The sequence below is a fragment of the Klebsiella sp. PK18 genome (assembly GCF_057784655.1).
In genome coordinates, this window is the sequence record NZ_CM173493.1 from 4,934,948 (window position 1) to 4,952,829 (window position 17,882).

A 17,882-nucleotide genomic window follows, 5' to 3' on the forward strand; every position below is an offset into this window, starting at 1 on the left:
CAGGAGTGAATAGCCCAATGAGTGAATTTTTACTGAAACCGCGGATTTGCTTCGGTCAGGACGCCCTCTCGGTGCTGAACGAACTCTCCGCCCGTAGCGTGCTGCTGGTGACCGATCAAGCGATGGTCAAGTTTGGCCTCGCCGAGCGCGTCACCGCCCTGCTGCGCCAGCGCGGGATCGCCTGGCAGGTGTGGGACGACGTGGTGGCCGATCCGGATATCGCCACCGTGGTGCGCGGCATGAAGCTGATGGATAACCACTATCCGGATCTGGTTATCGCGCTCGGCGGCGGTTCGGTAATCGATGCCGCCAAAGCGGTTATTTTCTCCCTGGCGCAAACCCGTCCGCAGACTAACCGGCCGCGTCCATGCTTTGTCGCCATCCCCACCACCAGCGGTACCGGTTCGGAAGTCACCGCCTTTTCGGTGGTGAAAGCCAACGCGGAGAAGCTGGTGCTGGTGGATGCGTCGCTGCTGCCGGATATCGCCATTCTTGACCCGGCGCTGGTGACTTCGGTACCGCCGGCAATTACCGCCGACACCGGCATGGACGTGCTGTGTCACGCCCTTGAGGCCTACGTCTCCCGCGCCGCCAGCGACTTTTCCGACGCGCTGGCGGAGAAAGTGGTGCAGCAGGTATTTCGCTATCTGCCGACCTGCTGGCGCAGCGGCGACAACCTGCTGGCGCGCGAAAAGATGCACAACGCCTCCTGCATGGCGGGCATGGCCTTCACCAACGCGTCGCTTGGGATAACCCACAGCCTGGCACACGCCCTCGGCGGCGTCTTCCGCGTGCCCCATGGCCGCGCCAACGCCCTGCTGATGGCGCACGTCGTCGCCTGGAACGCCGATGTCGACGGCCAGTGCGACACCCTCGCGGCGCATAAATATGCCCGTCTGGCGCATCTGCTGGATCTGCCTGCCGCCTCGCCACGCCAGGGCGTCGCCAGCCTGCTGGTCGCCATTCAGGCGTTAAAAGAAGAGATGAACATGCCCTCCGGCATTAGCGACACCGGCATTGACGCGCCTGAATTCGACCGCCGCCTGCCGGAGATGGTCGGCCAGGCGCTGCGCGACAGCTGTACTCCGACCAACCCACGCGCGCCAGACGCTAACGCGTTAACCGAACTTTATCGCCAGGCGTGGCATGGACAACAGACATCGCCCGGCGGCGCTCCGCTTGCGCGGGCCTACGGGTAACAGATAACCGGGTGATCGCTGGGTTATTTGCAGGCCGGGTAAGGCGTCAGCCGCCACCCGGCAGAAACGGACACTGTATCCACAACCGGGTTGTCATCAGCCGCGGAAAAAGAACATCTGGAGAATACTTCATGGCACACTACAACTTAACGCCGCGCGTCAAAGTGCTGGCAGACCGTTTACTCGCCCAGAAAAGCACGCTGTGCACCGAACATGCCACCACGCTGAACGCTCTTGATGGCGACATCGCGGGCGTTCCCGCCGCCGTTAAACCGGCGCGCCGCTTCTATGAACTGATGCGCCAGCTGCCGCTGACCATCAGCGCCGACGAGCTGATCGTCGGCAACCAGACCCGTAAACCGCACGGGGCGATTTTCCATGACGAAAACGCGACCCGTCGTCCATCGGTTTTCCAGTTCCTCAACCTCAATAGCGAGCTGGACTCGCCGGATTACAAACTGGTGGTCGAAAAAGGCGTGCTGGCGATTAAGCACCAGTTAGAAGAGAAAACCCGCGCCCTCGGTAGCGCGGTCAGCCGCAGCGGTATGGATGAAGTCAACGGCTGTCGCGCCGCCATCTACGCCTGCGACGCCCTGCTGGCGCTGGCGCAAAATCTGGCCAACAGCGCCGAACAGCTGGCGGCCGCGGAAACCAATGCTTATCGCAAAGCCGAGCTGCTCGATAGCGCGGCCATTCTGCACCACGTTCCGGCCCATCCGGCGCGTAATTTCAAAGAAGCCTGCCAGGCGTTCTATCTGTTCCAGCTGGCGCTACAGCTGGATAACGGCAGCTATGCGGTTAACCCGCAAGGGGCGGATATCGCGCTACTGCCTTACTTCCAACGCGATATCAACAGCGGCGCGCTCAATACCCAGCAGGCCTATGAGATCGTGGAGTGCCTGTGGTTCAAGCTGGCGGAACTAAGCGAAGTCCGCGCCGCCTGCGCCATTGACGGCTATCCGATGCTCGACGCCATGCTGCACGGCGCCGCTTTTGACCATGCTGAAGTGAACGAACTCTCGGCGATGTTTATCAGCGCCCAACGCAACCTCAGCGCGCTGAATCTGCCGGTGCGCCTGTTTAGCGGCGTACAGCCGGTCAGCCACGCGCCGTTCGCCGCCTGCGCCGACATGCCGGTGATGGAAGGCTTAACCCCGCGCATGCAGCGCCTGCGTAACCACTACCTGACGGTACGCCCGAGCGTCTCTATCTATCGCGCGCTGGCCTTTACCGAAGTGGTCAAAGCCAACCCGGGCATGCCGACCATTCTGCTGCGGGCGAAAGCTTTTCGCCACGCCTGCGAAACCGCGCCGATTCTGATTCAGGACGATGAGCTGATCGTCGGCCATCCGTGCGGCAAGCCGCGCGCGGGCGCCTTCTCGCCGGATATCGCCTGGCGCTGGGTGCGCGACGAGCTCGACACCATGAGCACCCGCCCGCAGGATCCGTTTGAGATCAGCGAAGCAGATAAAAAAACCATTCGCGAAGAGATCGTCCCATTCTGGGAAGGCCGTTCGCTGGATGAGATTTGCGAAGCGCAATACCGTGAGGCTGGCGTCTGGGCCTTCAGCGGCGAGACCTTCGTCAGCGACCTCTCCTATCACCAGATTAACGGCGGCGGCGATACCTGCCCGGGCTACGACGTGCTGCTGTTCACCAAAGGGATGAATGGGATTAAAGCCGATGCCGAGGCGCATCTGGCCAGCCTGAGCATGGAAAACCCGGAAGATATCGATCGCATCTACTACTACAAAGCGGCGATTGAAACCTGTGAAGGGGTGGTCAACTATGCCCGCCGTATCGCCGCCCACGCCCGCGAACTGGCGGCTAAAGAGCAAAACGCCCAGCGCCGCGCCGAACTGCTGACCATCGCCGACGTCAACGAAAACGTGCCGGCCAATCCGCCGAAGACCCTGCAGGAAGCGCTGCAGAGTATCTGGACCGTCGAATCACTGTTTGAAATCGAAGAGAACCAGACCGGGCTGTCGCTAGGGCGCGTCGACCAGTACTGCTACCCGATGTTCGAAGCCGATATCCGCGAAGGCCGCCTGACCCACGACAGCGCGCTGGAGCTGCTGCAGGCGTTCATCATCAAATGTGCCGAACTGATGTGGATGTCGAGCGAGCTGGGCGCGAAATATTTCGCGGGTTATCAGCCGTTTATCAACCTCACCGTTGGCGGCCAGAAACGTAGCGGCGGCGATGCCTGTAACGATCTGACCTATCTAATTATGGACGCCGTGCGCTTCGTGAAGGTTTACCAGCCGTCGCTGGCCTGCCGTATCCACAACCAGTCGCCGCAGAAATACATGGAAAAAATCGTCGACGTGGTGAAAGCGGGAATGGGCTTCCCGGCCTGCCACTTCGATGACTCCCACATCAAGATGATGCTGCGCAAAGGCTTCGATTTTGAAGACGCCCGCGATTACTGCCTGATGGGCTGCGTTGAGCCGCAGAAATCCGGGCGCATCTACCAGTGGACCTCCACCGGCTACACCCAGTGGCCTATCGCTATCGAATTCGTGCTCAACCGCGGGCGGATGGTGCTGTTCGATAGCTATCAGGGGCTGGACACCGGCGACCTGCGCGACCTGCGCACCTTCGACGATTTCGACGCGGCGGTGAAACAGCAGATCGCCCATATCGTGCGCCTGTCGGCCATCGGCACCGTCATCAGCCAGCGCGTCCACCGCGATGTGGCGCCAAAGCCGCTGATGTCGCTGCTGGTCGAGGGCTGCATGGAGAGCGGCAAAGATGTCGCCGCCGGCGGCGCGATGGTCAACCACGGCCCGGGGCTGATTTTCTCCGGTCTGGCGACCTACGTCGATTCGATGGCGGCGATCCGCAAGCTGGTGTTCGAAGAGAAGAAATACACCCTTGAGCAGATCCGCGATGCGCTGCTGGCCAACTTTGAAGGTTACGAAGCGCTGCGCCGCGACTGCCTGAACGCGCCGAAATACGGTAACGACGATAACTACGTCGACCAGTACGCGCTGGATATTACCGAATGGACCGAGAAAGAGTGCCGTAAGTACAAGATGCTCTACTCAACCCTCAGCCACGGCACCCTGTCTATCTCCAACAACACGCCAATCGGCGAGCTGACCAACGCCACGCCGAACGGCCGCCTGGCGTGGATGCCGCTCTCCGACGGCATCAGCCCAACCCAGGGCGCGGATAAACAAGGCCCGACGGCGATTATCAAGTCGGTCAGCAAGATGAACGTGGAAACCATGAACATCGGCATGGTGCACAACTTCAAGTTCCTCAAAGGGCTGCTGGATACCCCGGAAGGTCGCCACGGCTTGATTACCCTGCTGCGTACCGCCTCGATTCTCGGCAACGGCCAGATGCAGTTCAGCTACGTCGATAACGAAGTGCTGAAGAAGGCGCAGCAGGAGCCGGAGAAATACCGCGACCTGATCGTCCGCGTCGCCGGCTACAGCGCTTATTTCGTCGAGCTGTGCAAAGAGGTCCAGGACGAGATCATCAGCCGTACGGTGATTGAGAAGTTCTAGATCTCTTATTGGGAATTATTTGAGCCGTATTTGAGAAATAACCGGAAGTTCTCCGTCCCGTAACGGGACGGAGCGGGAGGCAAGCGTGATCGCAAAACAAGAATTAACGGGCCGAATTTTCAATATCCAGAAATATTCGATCTATGACGGCGATGGCATTCGCACGCTGGTGTTTTTTAAGGGCTGCAACATTCGCTGCCCGTGGTGCGCCAACCCGGAAGGGCTGAGCAGCCAGTTCCAGGTGATGTTCTCGCACGACAAATGCATTAACTGCGGCGACTGCGTCAGCGTCTGTCCGGCGGGTATTCATTATCGGGCGGAAGAGAACGGCGAAATGAAGCACTTCGTCGACCGCAATAAAGACTGCATTGGCTGTCGCAAATGCGAAGAGATTTGCACCCAGAACGCACTGGACATTATGGGCAAGGACGTCACCGTCAGCGAGCTGATGGAGATCATCATGCAGGACTACGACTTCTACATCTCCTCCGGCGGCGGCGTGACCATCGGCGGCGGCGAGATGAGCCTGCAGACCGATTTTGCCGTCGCTTTATTCAGTGAATGCAAAAAGATGATGATTAACACCGCCGTCGAAACCCAGGGCACCACCCCGCTTGCCAACTACCAGAAGCTGGCGCCGGTCACCGACACCTTCTTATTCGACATAAAGCAGATTAACAGCGATCACCACAGGGCGATGCTCGGCATCGGTAACGAAGGGATCCGCCGCAATCTCGAATGGCTGGTGGATTCCGGCGCCAACGTCATTGTGCGTATGCCGCTCATTCGCGGCTACAACGACTCATTCGACGCCATTACCGGCGCCATTGATTACGTACAGAAGCTGGCGAAGCGCGGGAATATCCGCCGCATCGACATGCTGCCGTACCACCAGTTGGGACGCAAAAAGTACGAACGCCTGGATATGCCCTACCCGATTACCCAGGACCCGTCTTATTCACCGGACGAACTGGACCGGCTGGAAACCTTCTTCCGGCAATTTGATTTTGATATTCGCTTAGTCCGCCATTAACAGGAGCCGACCATGAAAAGTTTAGGCGTAATTGAAACGCGAGGATGGGTCGCCGCCATTCAGGCCGTCGACGCCGCCTGTAAAGCTGCGGGAGTGACCTGCATTGGCTATCGCAAACCAGGCTCCGGGCTGGTGAGCGTCTGCTTTGAAGGGGAGATCAGCGCCATCCACACCGCCATTGAACGCGGCGTGGCGGTGGCCGGCGCCGAGCACACCGTGAAGTCGCTGGTGATTGCCCGCCCGGAGCGCTGTGTGGTTGAAGCGTTAAGCAACCTCAAAGGCAACCCGCCGCCTGCGAAAAAAGCGGCCGAACCGGTGGTTATCGCCGCCCCGGAACCCATCGTCCCCCCTGCCGCCCCGAACGAAACGGAAGATAAACATCCGGCGCTGAAGAAAGGGAAGAAGTCATGATCGACACCCTGGTTCGCGAAAAAATCGCCGCCCGCCTGAGCGCAACGGCGCCGGCGATCCCGGTGGGGATCTCCAACCGCCACGTCCATCTCGCGCAACAGGACGTCGAGGCGCTATTCGGCAAAGGCTACAGCCTGACGCCGTTCAAACCGCTGCGCCAGCCGGGGCAGTTCGCCGCCCAGGAGTGCGTGACCGTTGTCGGGCCGAAAGGCTCGCTGACCAACGTCCGCGTCCTCGGGCCGACCCGCCCGGTATCGCAGCTGGAAGTATCGCGCGCCGACTGTTTCACGCTCGGGATTAAGGCGCCGGTTCGTGAGTCCGGCCAGCTGGATAATGCCGGTAGCGCGCTGCTGATTGGGCCCGCAGGCCACGTTGAACTCCATTCGCAGGTGATCTGCGCCTGGCGGCATATTCATATGTCGCCGCAGGACGCGCGCCAGCTCAACGTTAGCAATGGCCAGAAGGTCAGCGTGCGCAGCAACGGCGAGCGTCAGCTGACTTTCGATGAAGTGGTGGTGCGGGTGCGCGATGACTTCGCGCTGGAGTTTCACATTGACACCGAAGAAGCCAATGCCGCCGGGTTGAAAAACGGCGCGCAGGTGACGCTCATCGGCTAACGGAGGCTCGCCATGACCGACGAACAGATTGAAGGTTTAGTCGCGCGAATTTTACAGCGCCTGCGCCCGCCGGTACTGGTGATGGTGACCGCCGCTGACGGCTACCGCACGGCAATCCGCCAGCGCCTGGCAAGCTGCGGCTACCCGCTGCGCCTCGCGCTGGAGGAGGGTCTCGCCGACGCCGCCGCGTGGCAGGAGGTGGGCGAGATTATCCCGTCATCGGCCTGGCAGGATGCCCTGCCGTCAGCGCCGTGGCGGGCGGTACTGCTACCGTTTCTCGATTATACGCTGGCCTCGGATCTGCTGAACGGCACGCTGCGCAGTCCGCTCGCCCGCTGCGCGCACGAGGCGCTGCTGACGGGGATCCCCGTGCTGGCGCTGCGCTACCACTGCGATCCGCTCAGCGAACTCAACCAGTTGCGCGGGGCGCAGGCCGACAGCGCCTACGCCGGACATCTGCAGGCCACACTGACTCGCCTGGAAGCCTGCGGCGTCTTCCTCGGCACCATGAATGAGCTGCTGGCGACGCTGGACGCGCCCACCGCGCCTGCCGCCAGCAGCGAACCGCGCCGTTATCTCACCGTCACAGACATAGTGAATAATCCGGCGCTGGCGGCGGCACCGCACGCGCAACTGACCGATGCAGCCATTGATTATTTAAAAAACAGAAAGATATGACCTTACCCAACTATGAACCTGGAGCTTAACGATGTCTTCGAAAACAAAATGCTGGTTATGGATGCTGCTGGTTATCCTCTCCGAAACCTCGGCAACCTCGACGTTAAAAATGTTCGGTAACAGCGAAGGCAGCACAAAAATGCTGCTGCTCGTATTGCTGATTGCGCTCTATTGCACCTGCTATTACTCGCTCTCAAGGGCGGTGAAAGATATCCCGGTCGGCCTGGCGTACGCCACCTGGTCCGGAACCGGTATCCTGGTGGTCTCGACGCTGGGAATGGCATTCTACGGCCAGCATCCGGATACCGCCGCCATCATCGGCATGGCGGTGATCGCCAGCGGCATCGTTATCATGAACCTGTTCTCGAAGATGGGTTCCGAAGCGAGCGAAGAGCCCGCGCCCGCCGCGCCAGTCGCCTCCATGGATAAGAACATCGCTAACTAACAGGAAAGGAATACCCTATGTTTAATCTCGGATTTTTATGGCTGGCGCTGTCTATCGGCTCCGAAATCACCGGCACCTCGATGATCAAAAAAACCAACGGCTTCAGCAAACTGGCGCCTTCGGTGCTGGTGGTCTGCGCCTACGGCCTGTGTTACTTCGCCCTCACCCGCGCGATGAGCACCATTCCGGTGGGCGTAGCCTACTCGCTGTGGTGCGGCTTCGGTATCGTCGGCGTGACGATTTGCTCCATGATCCTCTATAAGCAGAAACCGGACCTGGCGGCCATTATCGCCATGGCGCTGATTATCTCCGGCGGCGTGATCATGAACGTCTTCTCGACCATGTAATACGAGGCGGGTTTACCCCGCCGTGATTTCGTGGCAGGATAAAAAGATGAACAGAAACGTTATCGTTACCTATCCCCGTCGTTGGTGGCTGCCTGCATAACAGGCGGCACGATACACGTTTCCATTTTCAAAGCCGCCGGAAGGCGGCTTTGGTGTTTTCAGGACGTCTTTCGGCTGAACAGTCTGATAAGGAGTCCCTGATGAACCATCCACAAACCATCCTCACCGGCGACCGCCCGACCGGCCAGCTGCACCTTGGCCACTACGTCGGCTCGCTGCGCCAGCGCGTCGCGCTGCAGCACGACCACCAGCAGTTTATCCTGATCGCCGACCTGCAAGGGCTCACCGATAACGGCAGCAACCCGCAAAAAATCAGCCACCATATCCTCGAAGTCATGGCCGATTATCTGGCCGTCGGCATCGACCCCAGGCTCACCACTATTTGCCTGCAGTCCGCTCTGCCCGCGCTGGCGGAGCTCAGCGCGCTGTATATGAATATCGTCACCGTCGCCCGCGTGGAACGTAATCCGACGGTCAAAAATGAGATTGCCCAAAAGGGATTCGCCCGTTCGCTGCCAGTGGGCTTTCTTGCCTATCCGATTAGCCAGGCGGCCGATATCACCGCCTTCAAGGCCGAGCTGGTGCCGGTGGGTGACGATCAGCTACCGATGATTGAGCAGACCAACGAGATCGTCCACAAGATGAATAGCCTCACCGGCGAGCCGGTGCTGCGCCACTGTAAGGCGCTACTCAGCGAAGTGAGCCGCCTGCCGGGCGTCGACGGTAATGCCAAAATGTCGAAATCGCTGGGCAATACGCTGACGTTATCGGCCAGTGAAGAGGAGATCCACCGCGCGGTCAGCGCGATGTATACCGACCCGACGCACCTGAGAGTCAGCGATCCGGGACATGTCGACGGCAACGTGGTGTTCACCTATCTCGACGCTTTCCATAGCGATAAGGCGCTGGTTGCTGAGATGAAAGCCCACTATCAGCGCGGCGGGCTGGGCGATCGCCAGTGTAAGAATGAACTGGAAACCTGCCTGCAGGCGCTACTGGCGCCGATCCGCGAACGCCGGGCTACCTATATTCAGGATAAAGGGATGCTGCTTGAGCTGCTGCGCCAGGGCAGCGAACGTGCCCACCAGCTCACGCAGCAGACGCTACATGAGGTGAAGCGCGGGCTGGGGCTGCCGGTGCTGTTCTGAGTTTCAGAGCCCTTCCCCGGTCGCGCTACGCTTACCGGGGCTACGGTTTTATCCCCCGCCTTTGTGCATCTTCACGCAGTTGCGCCCCTCGCGCTTGGCGGCATACAGCGCGTTATCGGCGTCGCGCAGCAGCAGATTGTAATCGGGGTGACCGGTGTGGGCGGCAAAGCCAATGCTGGCGGTGATGGGGATCTGCGTGTCGCCGCCAACGTTAAACGCCAGCTGGCCAATCTTTTTGCGCAGACGTTCAAGGAGAGGGAAAGCCTCTGCCGCGCGGGTCTCCACCAGCACCAGCAGAAACTCCTCGCCGCCGTAGCGGAAGAGATAGTCGCTGGAGCGAATATTATCGCTGAGCAGATCGGCTACGTGCTTAATGGCGCGGTCGCCGACCATATGGCCCCATTTGTCATTGATCTCTTTAAAGAAATCAATATCGATAATCGCTACCGTCAGCGGCAGGTCATACTCAATCGCCAGGGTGACTTCATGCTTGAGCACCACAGGCAGATAGCGACGGTTAAGCAGGCTGGTTAGCGCGTCTTTGCCATTTTGCATCTGCGACAGACTACTGAATAACACTCCCAGCTGGCTGCTGATGTGCTGGCAATGGATATGGATCTTTTGCAGCAGGCTCTGAGTATTTTTATAACCAGCATCCTGTTCCGCGGTACGCCATTCGGTAATCAACGCATCCACCTGACCGATCAACTCAGTAATCTCCCCCATCTGCGGATTGTGGTTAAAATAGCGAACGCATTTATGGCGAAACCACAAACCAAATTCGGATTCAGATAATAACGTTGCGTTAAGGTCCGTCCTGTTCTCGCTGACGATATTAAAAATCGCACTATTTTCCCAACCCGAAAGCGATGCCTGCTGCTTGCCATACTCCATCGGGACGTTATCCATCAGGCTGTACAGACGAAAAGCTTCTTCATTTTTGGTAGCCCGATAATGCGACAGCGTATAGGCGTGACACATCATCTCCACCGCCATATTCATCGCCATGATCGCGTAATGGATAGCCGCTATCCCGGTGTCCCGCGCGACCTGGCTGTCACGAATCGCCTCCACCAGCCCGGATTTTATCTGCCGCGCGCCGCGCAGCACCGCCTCTGCCGGGATGCCAATCCGCGAATGAATGCTGCCGATCTGATACTGGCGCTCCGCAAGAGCCTGAAGATCCTCTTTTTCACAGGTCAGGATCTGCTGTACCCATCCCGCCAGAGAGCGGCTCAGACGTTCCTCAACCAGCTCATAAGAGAGGTGCCTGGCGATATCCGGATCCTGAAAAATAAAATCGTAAAAGCGGGTCGCTAACATCGACGATCGCTCATCGGCCATTTTTTTAAGCAATGCACGGACGTCCGGCGTCAGGCTGTCATACAGCGGTAGCCATTCCTTAAAAATCACGGCGATATATTTTTGGCTTTCTTCATTCATGAAATTAAAGCACTCGTCGGATGTTTCTTAATGCCAGGAGCGGAATCATATCGTAGTTACCGGGGGGCAACCAGATAACAAAACAGGCGCCCTGTTTTCGCGGTTTTATCCTGACGGTGGGTATTTCTGTTAACACACCGACAAGACCATGCACTTCGTATGGACAACATCGCCACGAATGTTACTATCGCGATGACGGTAGCTCTCACTATGCGTGTTTCATTAAGGCCAGGATCGCTGATGATGACCACATAAGTAGCACAGCGATCGGCTGCGCATCGACGCGGCAGAGCGCGGCGTCAGCGGCCTTTATCCCCACCTTTTCGTCCCTCGCAAGGAGGACGCTCCGCTCGGCGGAGGAAACACGCGCACCACTCAGCAAAGGGAATCAAGCGAGTCGCGTATGGACAAAATAAAGAAACGTTGGGCAGGGTATCTTGTCGGCTTACTGGTGATGCTCGCCGCCGCCGCATGGTGGCTGCTGCGCCCGCCAGGTCTCCCGGACGGTTTTGCCAGTAGCAACGGCCGAATCGAAGCCACCGAAGTCGATATTGCCAGTAAAATCGCCGGGCGTATCGACACGATTTTGGTCAAAGAGGGCCAGTTTGTGCGTCAGGGAGAAGTCCTCGCGAGGATGGATACCCGCGTACTGAACGAGCAGCGTCTTGAAGCCGCCGCACAAATCAAGGAGGCGGAAAGCGCGGTGCTCGCCGCCAGAGCCTTGCTCGATCAGCGGCAGAGTGAAATGCGCGCCAGCGAAGCAGTGGTGAAGCAGCGCCAGGCGGAGCTGGATTCCTCGGCGAAACGCCATGTCCGCTCGAATGCCCTGTCGCAGCGCGGCGCCGTCTCCGCCCAGCAGCTGGATGACGACCGCGCGGCAGCAGAGAGTGCCCGCGCGGCGCTGGAATCGGCAAAAGCCCAGGTCTCTGCCGCCCGCGCCGCCATCGAAGCTGCCCGCACCAGCATTATTCAGGCGCAAACCCGCGTCGAAGCCGCCCAGGCGACCGAACGGCGGATCCTTGCCGATATTGACGATAGCGAGCTGAAAGCACCCCGTGATGGCCGCATTCAATATCGCGTCGCTGAGCCAGGCGAAGTCCTGGCCGCCGGTGGCCGGGTGCTGAATATGGTCGATCTCGCCGATGTCTATATGACCTTCTTTCTGCCAACCGAACAGGCTGGCCTGCTGGCGCTCGGCAGCGAAGCGCGCTTGATCCTTGATGCCGCGCCGGATCTGGTGATCCCGGCCAACATCAGCTTTGTCGCCAGCGTCGCCCAGTTCACGCCGAAAACGGTAGAAACCAGCGACGAGCGCCTTAAGCTGATGTTCCGCGTCAAAGCGCGCATCCCGCCGGAGCTGCTGGCGCAGCATCTGGAATATGTCAAAACCGGCCTGCCCGGCATGGCTTACGTGCGGGTGGATAAACAACAACCCTGGCCTGAGGCGCTAACGGTGAGGTTGCCGCAATGAAACTGACGCCGCAGGATACCTCGCCCCCCGTCGCCCTGCTGGAAAACGTTGGCCAGCAGTATGGCGCCACCATCGCGCTGCGGGATATCAGCCTGGCGATCCCGGCACGGCGTATGGTTGGTCTGATTGGCCCGGACGGCGTCGGCAAATCGAGCCTGCTCTCGCTGATCGCCGGGGCGCGGGCCATTGAACAGGGTAACGTGATGGTGCTTGGCGGCGATATGCGTGATGTGCATCACCGCCGCGACGTGTGCCCGAAAATCGCGTGGATGCCACAGGGGCTGGGGAAAAACCTCTATCACACCCTCTCGGTGTATGAAAACGTCGACTTCTTCGCCCGCCTGTTCGGCCACGATAAAGCCGAGCGCGAACTGCGCATCAACGAGCTGCTGCAGAGCACCGGGCTGGCGCCGTTTCGCGATCGCCCCGCCGGTAAACTCTCCGGTGGGATGAAGCAAAAGCTCGGCCTGTGCTGCGCGCTGATCCACGACCCGCAGTTGCTGATCCTTGATGAACCGACCACCGGCGTCGACCCGCTTTCCCGGGCGCAGTTCTGGGAGCTTATCGACAGTATTCGCCAGCGCCAGCCGGAGATGAGCGTGCTGGTCGCTACCGCCTACATGGAAGAGGCCGAGCGCTTTGACTGGCTGGTGGCGATGAATGCCGGCGAGGTGCTGGCGACTGGCAGCGCCGCGGAGCTCAAAGCCCAGACCGGCAGCCAGACCCTGGAGCAGGCGTTTATCGCCCTGCTACCTGAAGCACAACGTCAAGCGCATAAGACGGTAGTTATCCCGCCGCGCGACAGCCGCGAGGAAGAGATCGCCATCGAAGCACGCGGCCTGACCATGCGCTTCGGCAACTTTGTTGCCGTCGACCACGTTAACTTTCGCATCGCCCGCGGCGAAATCTTTGGCTTCCTTGGATCTAACGGCTGCGGCAAATCCACCACCATGAAGATGCTCACCGGCCTGCTGCCCGCCAGCGAAGGTGAAGCCTGGCTGTTCGGCCAGCCGGTCGACCCGAAGAATATCGCCACCCGACAGCGGGTGGGCTATATGTCACAGGCCTTCTCGCTTTACAGCGAACTGAGCGTTCGGCAAAACCTCGAGCTGCACGCCCGCCTGTTTCATATCCCGGACGACGAAATAGCCCACCGGGTCGCTGAGATGAGCGAGCGCTTTATGCTGACCGAGGTTAAAGACGCGCTTCCCGCCGATCTGCCGCTGGGGATCCGTCAGCGCCTGTCGTTAGCGGTGGCGGTCATCCACCGCCCGGAGATGCTGATCCTCGATGAGCCGACCTCCGGCGTCGACCCGGTGGCGCGCGATATGTTCTGGCAGCTGATGGTAGACCTGGCGCGCCAGGATCGCGTTACTATATTTATCTCCACCCACTTTATGAATGAGGCGGAACGCTGCGATCGCATCTCGCTGATGCACGCCGGCAAGGTGCTGGCCAGCGATACGCCGCAGGCGCTGGTTGAGCAACGTGGCTCAGCCAGCCTCGAAGAGGCGTTTATCGCCTGGCTGCAGGAAGCGGCGGATGCCGCACAACCGACCGTTTCTGTCTCTACCACGCCCGCACCGCCTGCTGTCGTATCACACCAGCAGAACGCGTCCCCACGCCAGTCATTCAGCCTGCGCCGCCTGTTTAGCTATAGCCGCCGCGAGGCGCTGGAACTACGCCGCGATCCGGTACGATCGACGCTGGCGCTGCTGGGGACGGTGATCCTGATGTTTATCATGGGTTATGGGATCAGCATGGACGTTGAGGATCTGCGCTTTGCCGTACTCGACCGCGACCAAACCCTCAGCAGCCAGGGCTGGTCGCAGAACATCGCTGGCTCACGCTACTTTATCGAGCAGGCGCCACTGCACAGCTATGACGAACTGGACCGCCGGATGCGTGACGGCGAACTGGCGGTGGCAATAGAGATCCCGCCGAACTTTGGTCGCGATATCGCCCGCGGCACACCGGTGCAAATCGGCATCTGGGTGGACGGCGCAATGCCAAATCGCGCGGAAACGGTGCGCGGGTACGTGCAGGCGATGCATCTCGCCTGGCTGCAGGAGATGGCCGCCCGGCAGAGTAGCCCACAGCACGATACCTCGCTCATCTCCATCGAGACCCGCTATCGCTATAATCCGGACGTGAAGAGCCTGCCGGCCATCGTCCCGGCGGTGATCCCGCTGCTGCTGATGATGATCCCGGCGATGCTCAGCGCCCTGAGCGTAGTCCGTGAGAAAGAGCTCGGATCGATTATCAACTTGTACGTGACGCCAACCACCCGCAGTGAATTCCTGCTCGGCAAGCAGCTGCCTTACATCGTACTGGGGATGTTTAACTTCTTCCTGCTGTGCGCGCTGTCGGTCTTTGTCTTTGGCGTCGCGCATATGGGCAGCTTCCTGACGCTGACCCTGGCGGCGCTGCTGTATGTCACCATCGCCACCGGTCTGGGGCTGCTGATCTCAACCTTTATGAAGAGCCAAATCGCCGCCATCTTCGGTACCGCGATCATTACGCTGATCCCGGCAACCCAGTTCTCCGGGATGATCGATCCGGTGGCGTCGCTGGAAGGGCCCGGGCGCTGGATCGGGCAAATTTATCCGACCAGCCACTTCCTGACTATCGCTCGCGGCACCTTCTCCAAGGCGCTGAATCTCAGCGATTTGTGGGGCTCGTTCATTCCGCTATTGATTGCGGTGCCGCTGGTGCTCGGGCTGAGCGTGCTGCTGCTGAAGAAACAGGAGGGATGATGCGCGGATTACGCAATATTTATAATCTTGGCGTCAAAGAGCTGCGCAGCCTGCTCGGCGATAAAGCGATGCTGGCGCTGATCGTGTTTGCGTTTACCGTGTCGGTGTACTCCTCGGCCACGGTGATGCCTGGTTCGCTGCACCTGGCGCCGATCGCGGTTGCTGATATGGATAAATCCCAGCTCTCTTCACGCATTATTAACGCTTTCTACCGTCCCTGGTTTCTCGAGCCGGAGCTGATCACCGCTGATGAGATGGACGCCGGGCTGGATGCCGGGCGCTACACTTTCGCCATCAACATCCCGCCTAACTTCCAGCGCGATGTGCTGGCCGGTCGGCAGCCGGAAATCCAGGTCAACGTTGACGCCACGCGAATGAGCCAGGCCTTTACCGGTAACGGCTATATCCAGAATATTATCAGTGGCGAAGTCAACAGCTTTGTCGCCCGTTATCGGGATAACAGCGTACTGCCGGTAGAGCTGGCGGTAAGGATGCGTTTTAACCCTAACCTTGAGCAGGAGCGCTTTGGCGCGGTGATGGCGATCATCAATAACATCACCATGCTGGCGATCGTCCTCACCGGTTCGGCGCTGATCCGCGAGCGGGAACATGGCACCATAGAGCACTTGTTGGTGATGCCAGTAACGCCGTTTGAAATCATGATGGCCAAGATCTGGTCGATGGGCCTGGTGGTGCTGGTGGTCTCCGGGTTGTCGCTGATACTGATGGTGCAGGGGATTTTGCAGGTGCCCATTGAAGGGTCGATTCCCCTGTTTATGCTGGGGGTGGCGCTCAGCCTGTTCGCCACGACCTCAATCGGCATTTTTATGGGCACCCTCGCCCGCTCGATGCCGCAGCTGGGGCTGCTGATGATTCTGGTGCTGCTGCCGCTGCAGATGCTCTCCGGCGGATCCACGCCGCGGGAAAGTATGCCGCAGCTGGTACAGGATATTATGTTGACCATGCCGACCACCCACTTCGTCAGTCTGGCGCAAGCGATACTGTACCGCGGCGCCAGCTTCGCCATCGTCTGGCCGCAGTTCTTAACCTTGCTGGCTATCGGCGGGGTATTCTTTACTATCGCGTTGCTGCGTTTTCGTAAGACTATTGGCGAGATGGCGTAAGGGCTTAAGAAGGGCCGTCGACTGACGGCGGCCCAGGGATTTATTTGTGGCGGTTCATAAAGCGACGTAAACCCCAGGTGAAGGCCATCGCCATACTAAACAGGATAAACAATAAGACAATCCAGCTGATGGAGATGCGCAGCAGCGTGCCGGGGGTCATAAACGGCTGCAGATAAACGGTGAAGGACTGGGCGGGTGATTTCCCCAGCAGTTCATAAACGTTATCCATAAGCCATACGCCGACCCGGCAGAACAGCCAGATAATCGCTGGCCAGCAGAGCAGCACCAGAAAGGTAAAGCGCTCCTGAATGTAAGTGAAGAGCTGGCGCAGTGGCGACCAGTTAAGCAGGATTTTCATTTCTATTCTCATATTGCCAGCCGATAACCTGCATATGTCTCGCAAGGTATTTCGGGCAGCATCCATACAGGCAATCATCCCCCTTTGTATAACAAATTTTCCGCCATATAAACCAGATCAAGTTAACAAAGTGTTAATGATGTAGCTCATTAAGACAAAAACAGGGAAGAAGCATACCGTTTGCCACAATACATCCGGGAGCGAAGTATTCAGTCACGGAAATATTTTTTCTGAATCGTAAGTGCGTTATTTTGCGGGAGGAAGAGGCAGCGCCATTATTTTACCGAGGCACAATAAAATGGCGCTGAAATAGAGAGATAATATTAATCGTAACTACTAATAATTATTTTCCGACTTGCATCATCCGGTAAATTCACCGTCCGCGTGATCACGCCGCGAGCATTCGTCACGCTATTTTGCGAAGCAATAAGATAGGTATTCTTTCCGCAACGCTGCTGAGGTTGTTTATTGACGATATCGGTACTGCAGGTTTCTGAAACCACCCGCCCGGAGAGCGTTAATGTGGCGGTATCAGCAGCAAACAGAGGTAAGCTTAGTCCATAAGCGAAAGCCAGAATCCCAATTAGCGGTTTTTTCATTGACTTTATAACCAGTTAACAGGATGAGAAATAAGCGAGTTGCTTTCTATTTTTCTCCCTCGGGAGAGATGATGCGTTGATTCATCACGCAGGGAAGATAATCCATATAATTAATAAGGACAATTCCAGGATAACCTATTAATGTGATAGGTATTACTGATGTTAACGAACCCGGCGGTCGGGCCGGATGTTTCCCCGGAGGCGGTGCTGCGCACCTTGTCCGGGCTACAGGTCGTGCAGGGCGGGTGCGAATCCGTAGCCCCGGTAAGCGCAGCGCCACCGGGGAGACATGCCGGCACGCTGCCCGGTCCACAGAAACGCAAAAAGCCCATCCTTACGGATGGGCTTTTTACTTGTTTGATGCCTGGCAGTTTATGGCGGGCGTCCTGCCCGCCACCCTCCGGGCCGTTGCTGCGCAACGTTCAAATCCGCTCCCGGCGGATTTGTCCTGCTCCGGAGAGCGCTCACCGACAGACAACAGACAAAACAAAAGGCCCAGTCTTTCGACTGAGCCTTTCGTTTTATTTGATGCCTGGCAGTTCCCTACTCTCACATGGGGAGACCCCACACTACCATCGGCGCTACGGCGTTTCACTTCTGAGTTCGGCATGGGGTCAGGTGGGACCACCGCGCTATCGCCGCCAGGCAAATTCTGTTTTCAACACGTCTCACGGA

General features: G+C 58.7%; 15 protein-coding genes and 1 rRNA gene. 12 read left to right on the forward strand and 4 right to left on the reverse strand.

What is annotated here, in order from left to right:
* Positions 1–17: 17 nt before the first annotated feature.
* The 9 genes from AC3EMD_RS24280 to trpS all read left to right on the forward strand — a co-directional run bounded on the left by AC3EMD_RS24280 (position 18) and on the right by trpS (position 9,456).
* Complete coding sequence (locus tag AC3EMD_RS24280) at positions 18–1,199, forward strand: 1-propanol dehydrogenase PduQ (protein WP_234002155.1); 1,182 nt, start codon at positions 18–20, stop codon at positions 1,197–1,199.
* A 131-nt stretch (positions 1,200–1,330) separates the two neighbouring features.
* On the forward strand, positions 1,331–4,717 hold the full coding sequence (cutC, locus tag AC3EMD_RS24285) for a choline trimethylamine-lyase (RefSeq protein ID WP_302073811.1): 3,387 nt from the start codon (positions 1,331–1,333) through the stop codon (positions 4,715–4,717).
* 85 nt (positions 4,718–4,802) lie between these two features.
* Complete coding sequence (gene cutD / locus AC3EMD_RS24290) at positions 4,803–5,750, forward strand: choline TMA-lyase-activating enzyme (protein ID WP_032731573.1); 948 nt, start codon at positions 4,803–4,805, stop codon at positions 5,748–5,750.
* Positions 5,751–5,762: 12 nt separating this feature from the next.
* Positions 5,763–6,161: a BMC domain-containing protein gene (locus tag AC3EMD_RS24295; RefSeq protein WP_012542988.1), complete on the forward strand. Its 399-nt coding sequence runs from the start codon at positions 5,763–5,765 to the stop codon at positions 6,159–6,161.
* Positions 6,158–6,778: a phosphate propanoyltransferase gene (locus AC3EMD_RS24300; RefSeq protein ID WP_012542989.1), complete on the forward strand. Its 621-nt coding sequence runs from the start codon at positions 6,158–6,160 to the stop codon at positions 6,776–6,778. The genes AC3EMD_RS24295 and AC3EMD_RS24300 overlap by 4 nt, the downstream gene beginning before the upstream one ends.
* 12 nt (positions 6,779–6,790) lie before the next feature.
* Positions 6,791–7,456, forward strand: a complete 666-nt coding sequence (locus AC3EMD_RS24305) for a hypothetical protein (RefSeq protein ID WP_302073812.1) — start codon at positions 6,791–6,793, stop codon at positions 7,454–7,456.
* Positions 7,457–7,487: 31 nt separating this feature from the next.
* Entirely contained in the window at positions 7,488–7,901 is a 414-nt protein-coding gene (locus AC3EMD_RS24310) for a DMT family transporter (protein WP_023296995.1), read from the forward strand.
* Positions 7,902–7,918: 17 nt separating this feature from the next.
* Positions 7,919–8,248: a DMT family transporter gene (locus AC3EMD_RS24315; protein WP_004204123.1), complete on the forward strand. Its 330-nt coding sequence runs from the start codon at positions 7,919–7,921 to the stop codon at positions 8,246–8,248.
* A 200-nt stretch (positions 8,249–8,448) separates the two neighbouring features.
* The gene (gene trpS, locus AC3EMD_RS24320) at positions 8,449–9,456 is read left to right on the forward strand and encodes a tryptophan--tRNA ligase (protein ID WP_016160216.1); all 1,008 of its coding nucleotides are present in this window, start codon (positions 8,449–8,451) and stop codon (positions 9,454–9,456) included.
* 48 nt (positions 9,457–9,504) lie between these two features.
* Here trpS and AC3EMD_RS24325 read toward each other — a convergent pair whose 3' ends face one another.
* Positions 9,505–10,899, reverse strand: a complete 1,395-nt coding sequence (locus AC3EMD_RS24325) for a diguanylate cyclase (protein ID WP_012542993.1) — start codon at positions 10,897–10,899, stop codon at positions 9,505–9,507.
* Between the two features lie 403 nt (positions 10,900–11,302).
* Here AC3EMD_RS24325 and AC3EMD_RS24330 point away from each other — a divergent pair, with 403 nt between their 5' ends.
* From AC3EMD_RS24330 to AC3EMD_RS24340, 3 genes are read left to right on the forward strand one after another with little or no spacing between them, the layout of a single operon-like run.
* Positions 11,303–12,370 carry an HlyD family secretion protein gene (locus tag AC3EMD_RS24330; protein WP_016160214.1) on the forward strand — a complete coding sequence of 356 codons (1,068 nt, stop codon included), beginning with the start codon at positions 11,303–11,305 and terminating at the stop codon, positions 12,368–12,370.
* Entirely contained in the window at positions 12,367–15,126 is a 2,760-nt protein-coding gene (gene rbbA / locus AC3EMD_RS24335) for a ribosome-associated ATPase/putative transporter RbbA (RefSeq protein WP_302073813.1), read from the forward strand. Before AC3EMD_RS24330 ends, rbbA begins: the two co-directional genes overlap by 4 nt.
* Positions 15,126–16,250: an ABC transporter permease gene (locus AC3EMD_RS24340; protein ID WP_012542996.1), complete on the forward strand. Its 1,125-nt coding sequence runs from the start codon at positions 15,126–15,128 to the stop codon at positions 16,248–16,250. The genes rbbA and AC3EMD_RS24340 overlap by 1 nt, the downstream gene beginning before the upstream one ends.
* Positions 16,251–16,290: 40 nt before the next feature.
* Here the strand turns inward: AC3EMD_RS24340 and AC3EMD_RS24345 are convergent, their stop codons facing one another.
* The 3 genes from AC3EMD_RS24345 to rrf form a co-directional block, all read right to left on the reverse strand.
* Entirely contained in the window at positions 16,291–16,608 is a 318-nt protein-coding gene (locus AC3EMD_RS24345) for a hypothetical protein (protein ID WP_012969041.1), read from the reverse strand.
* Between the two features lie 323 nt (positions 16,609–16,931).
* On the reverse strand, positions 16,932–17,207 hold the full coding sequence (locus AC3EMD_RS24350) for a DUF2574 family protein (RefSeq protein WP_012542998.1): 276 nt from the start codon (positions 17,205–17,207) through the stop codon (positions 16,932–16,934).
* Between the two features lie 530 nt (positions 17,208–17,737).
* Positions 17,738–17,853: ribosomal RNA gene (gene rrf, locus AC3EMD_RS24355) — 5S ribosomal RNA — on the reverse strand.
* Between the last annotated feature and the right edge of the window lie 29 nt (positions 17,854–17,882).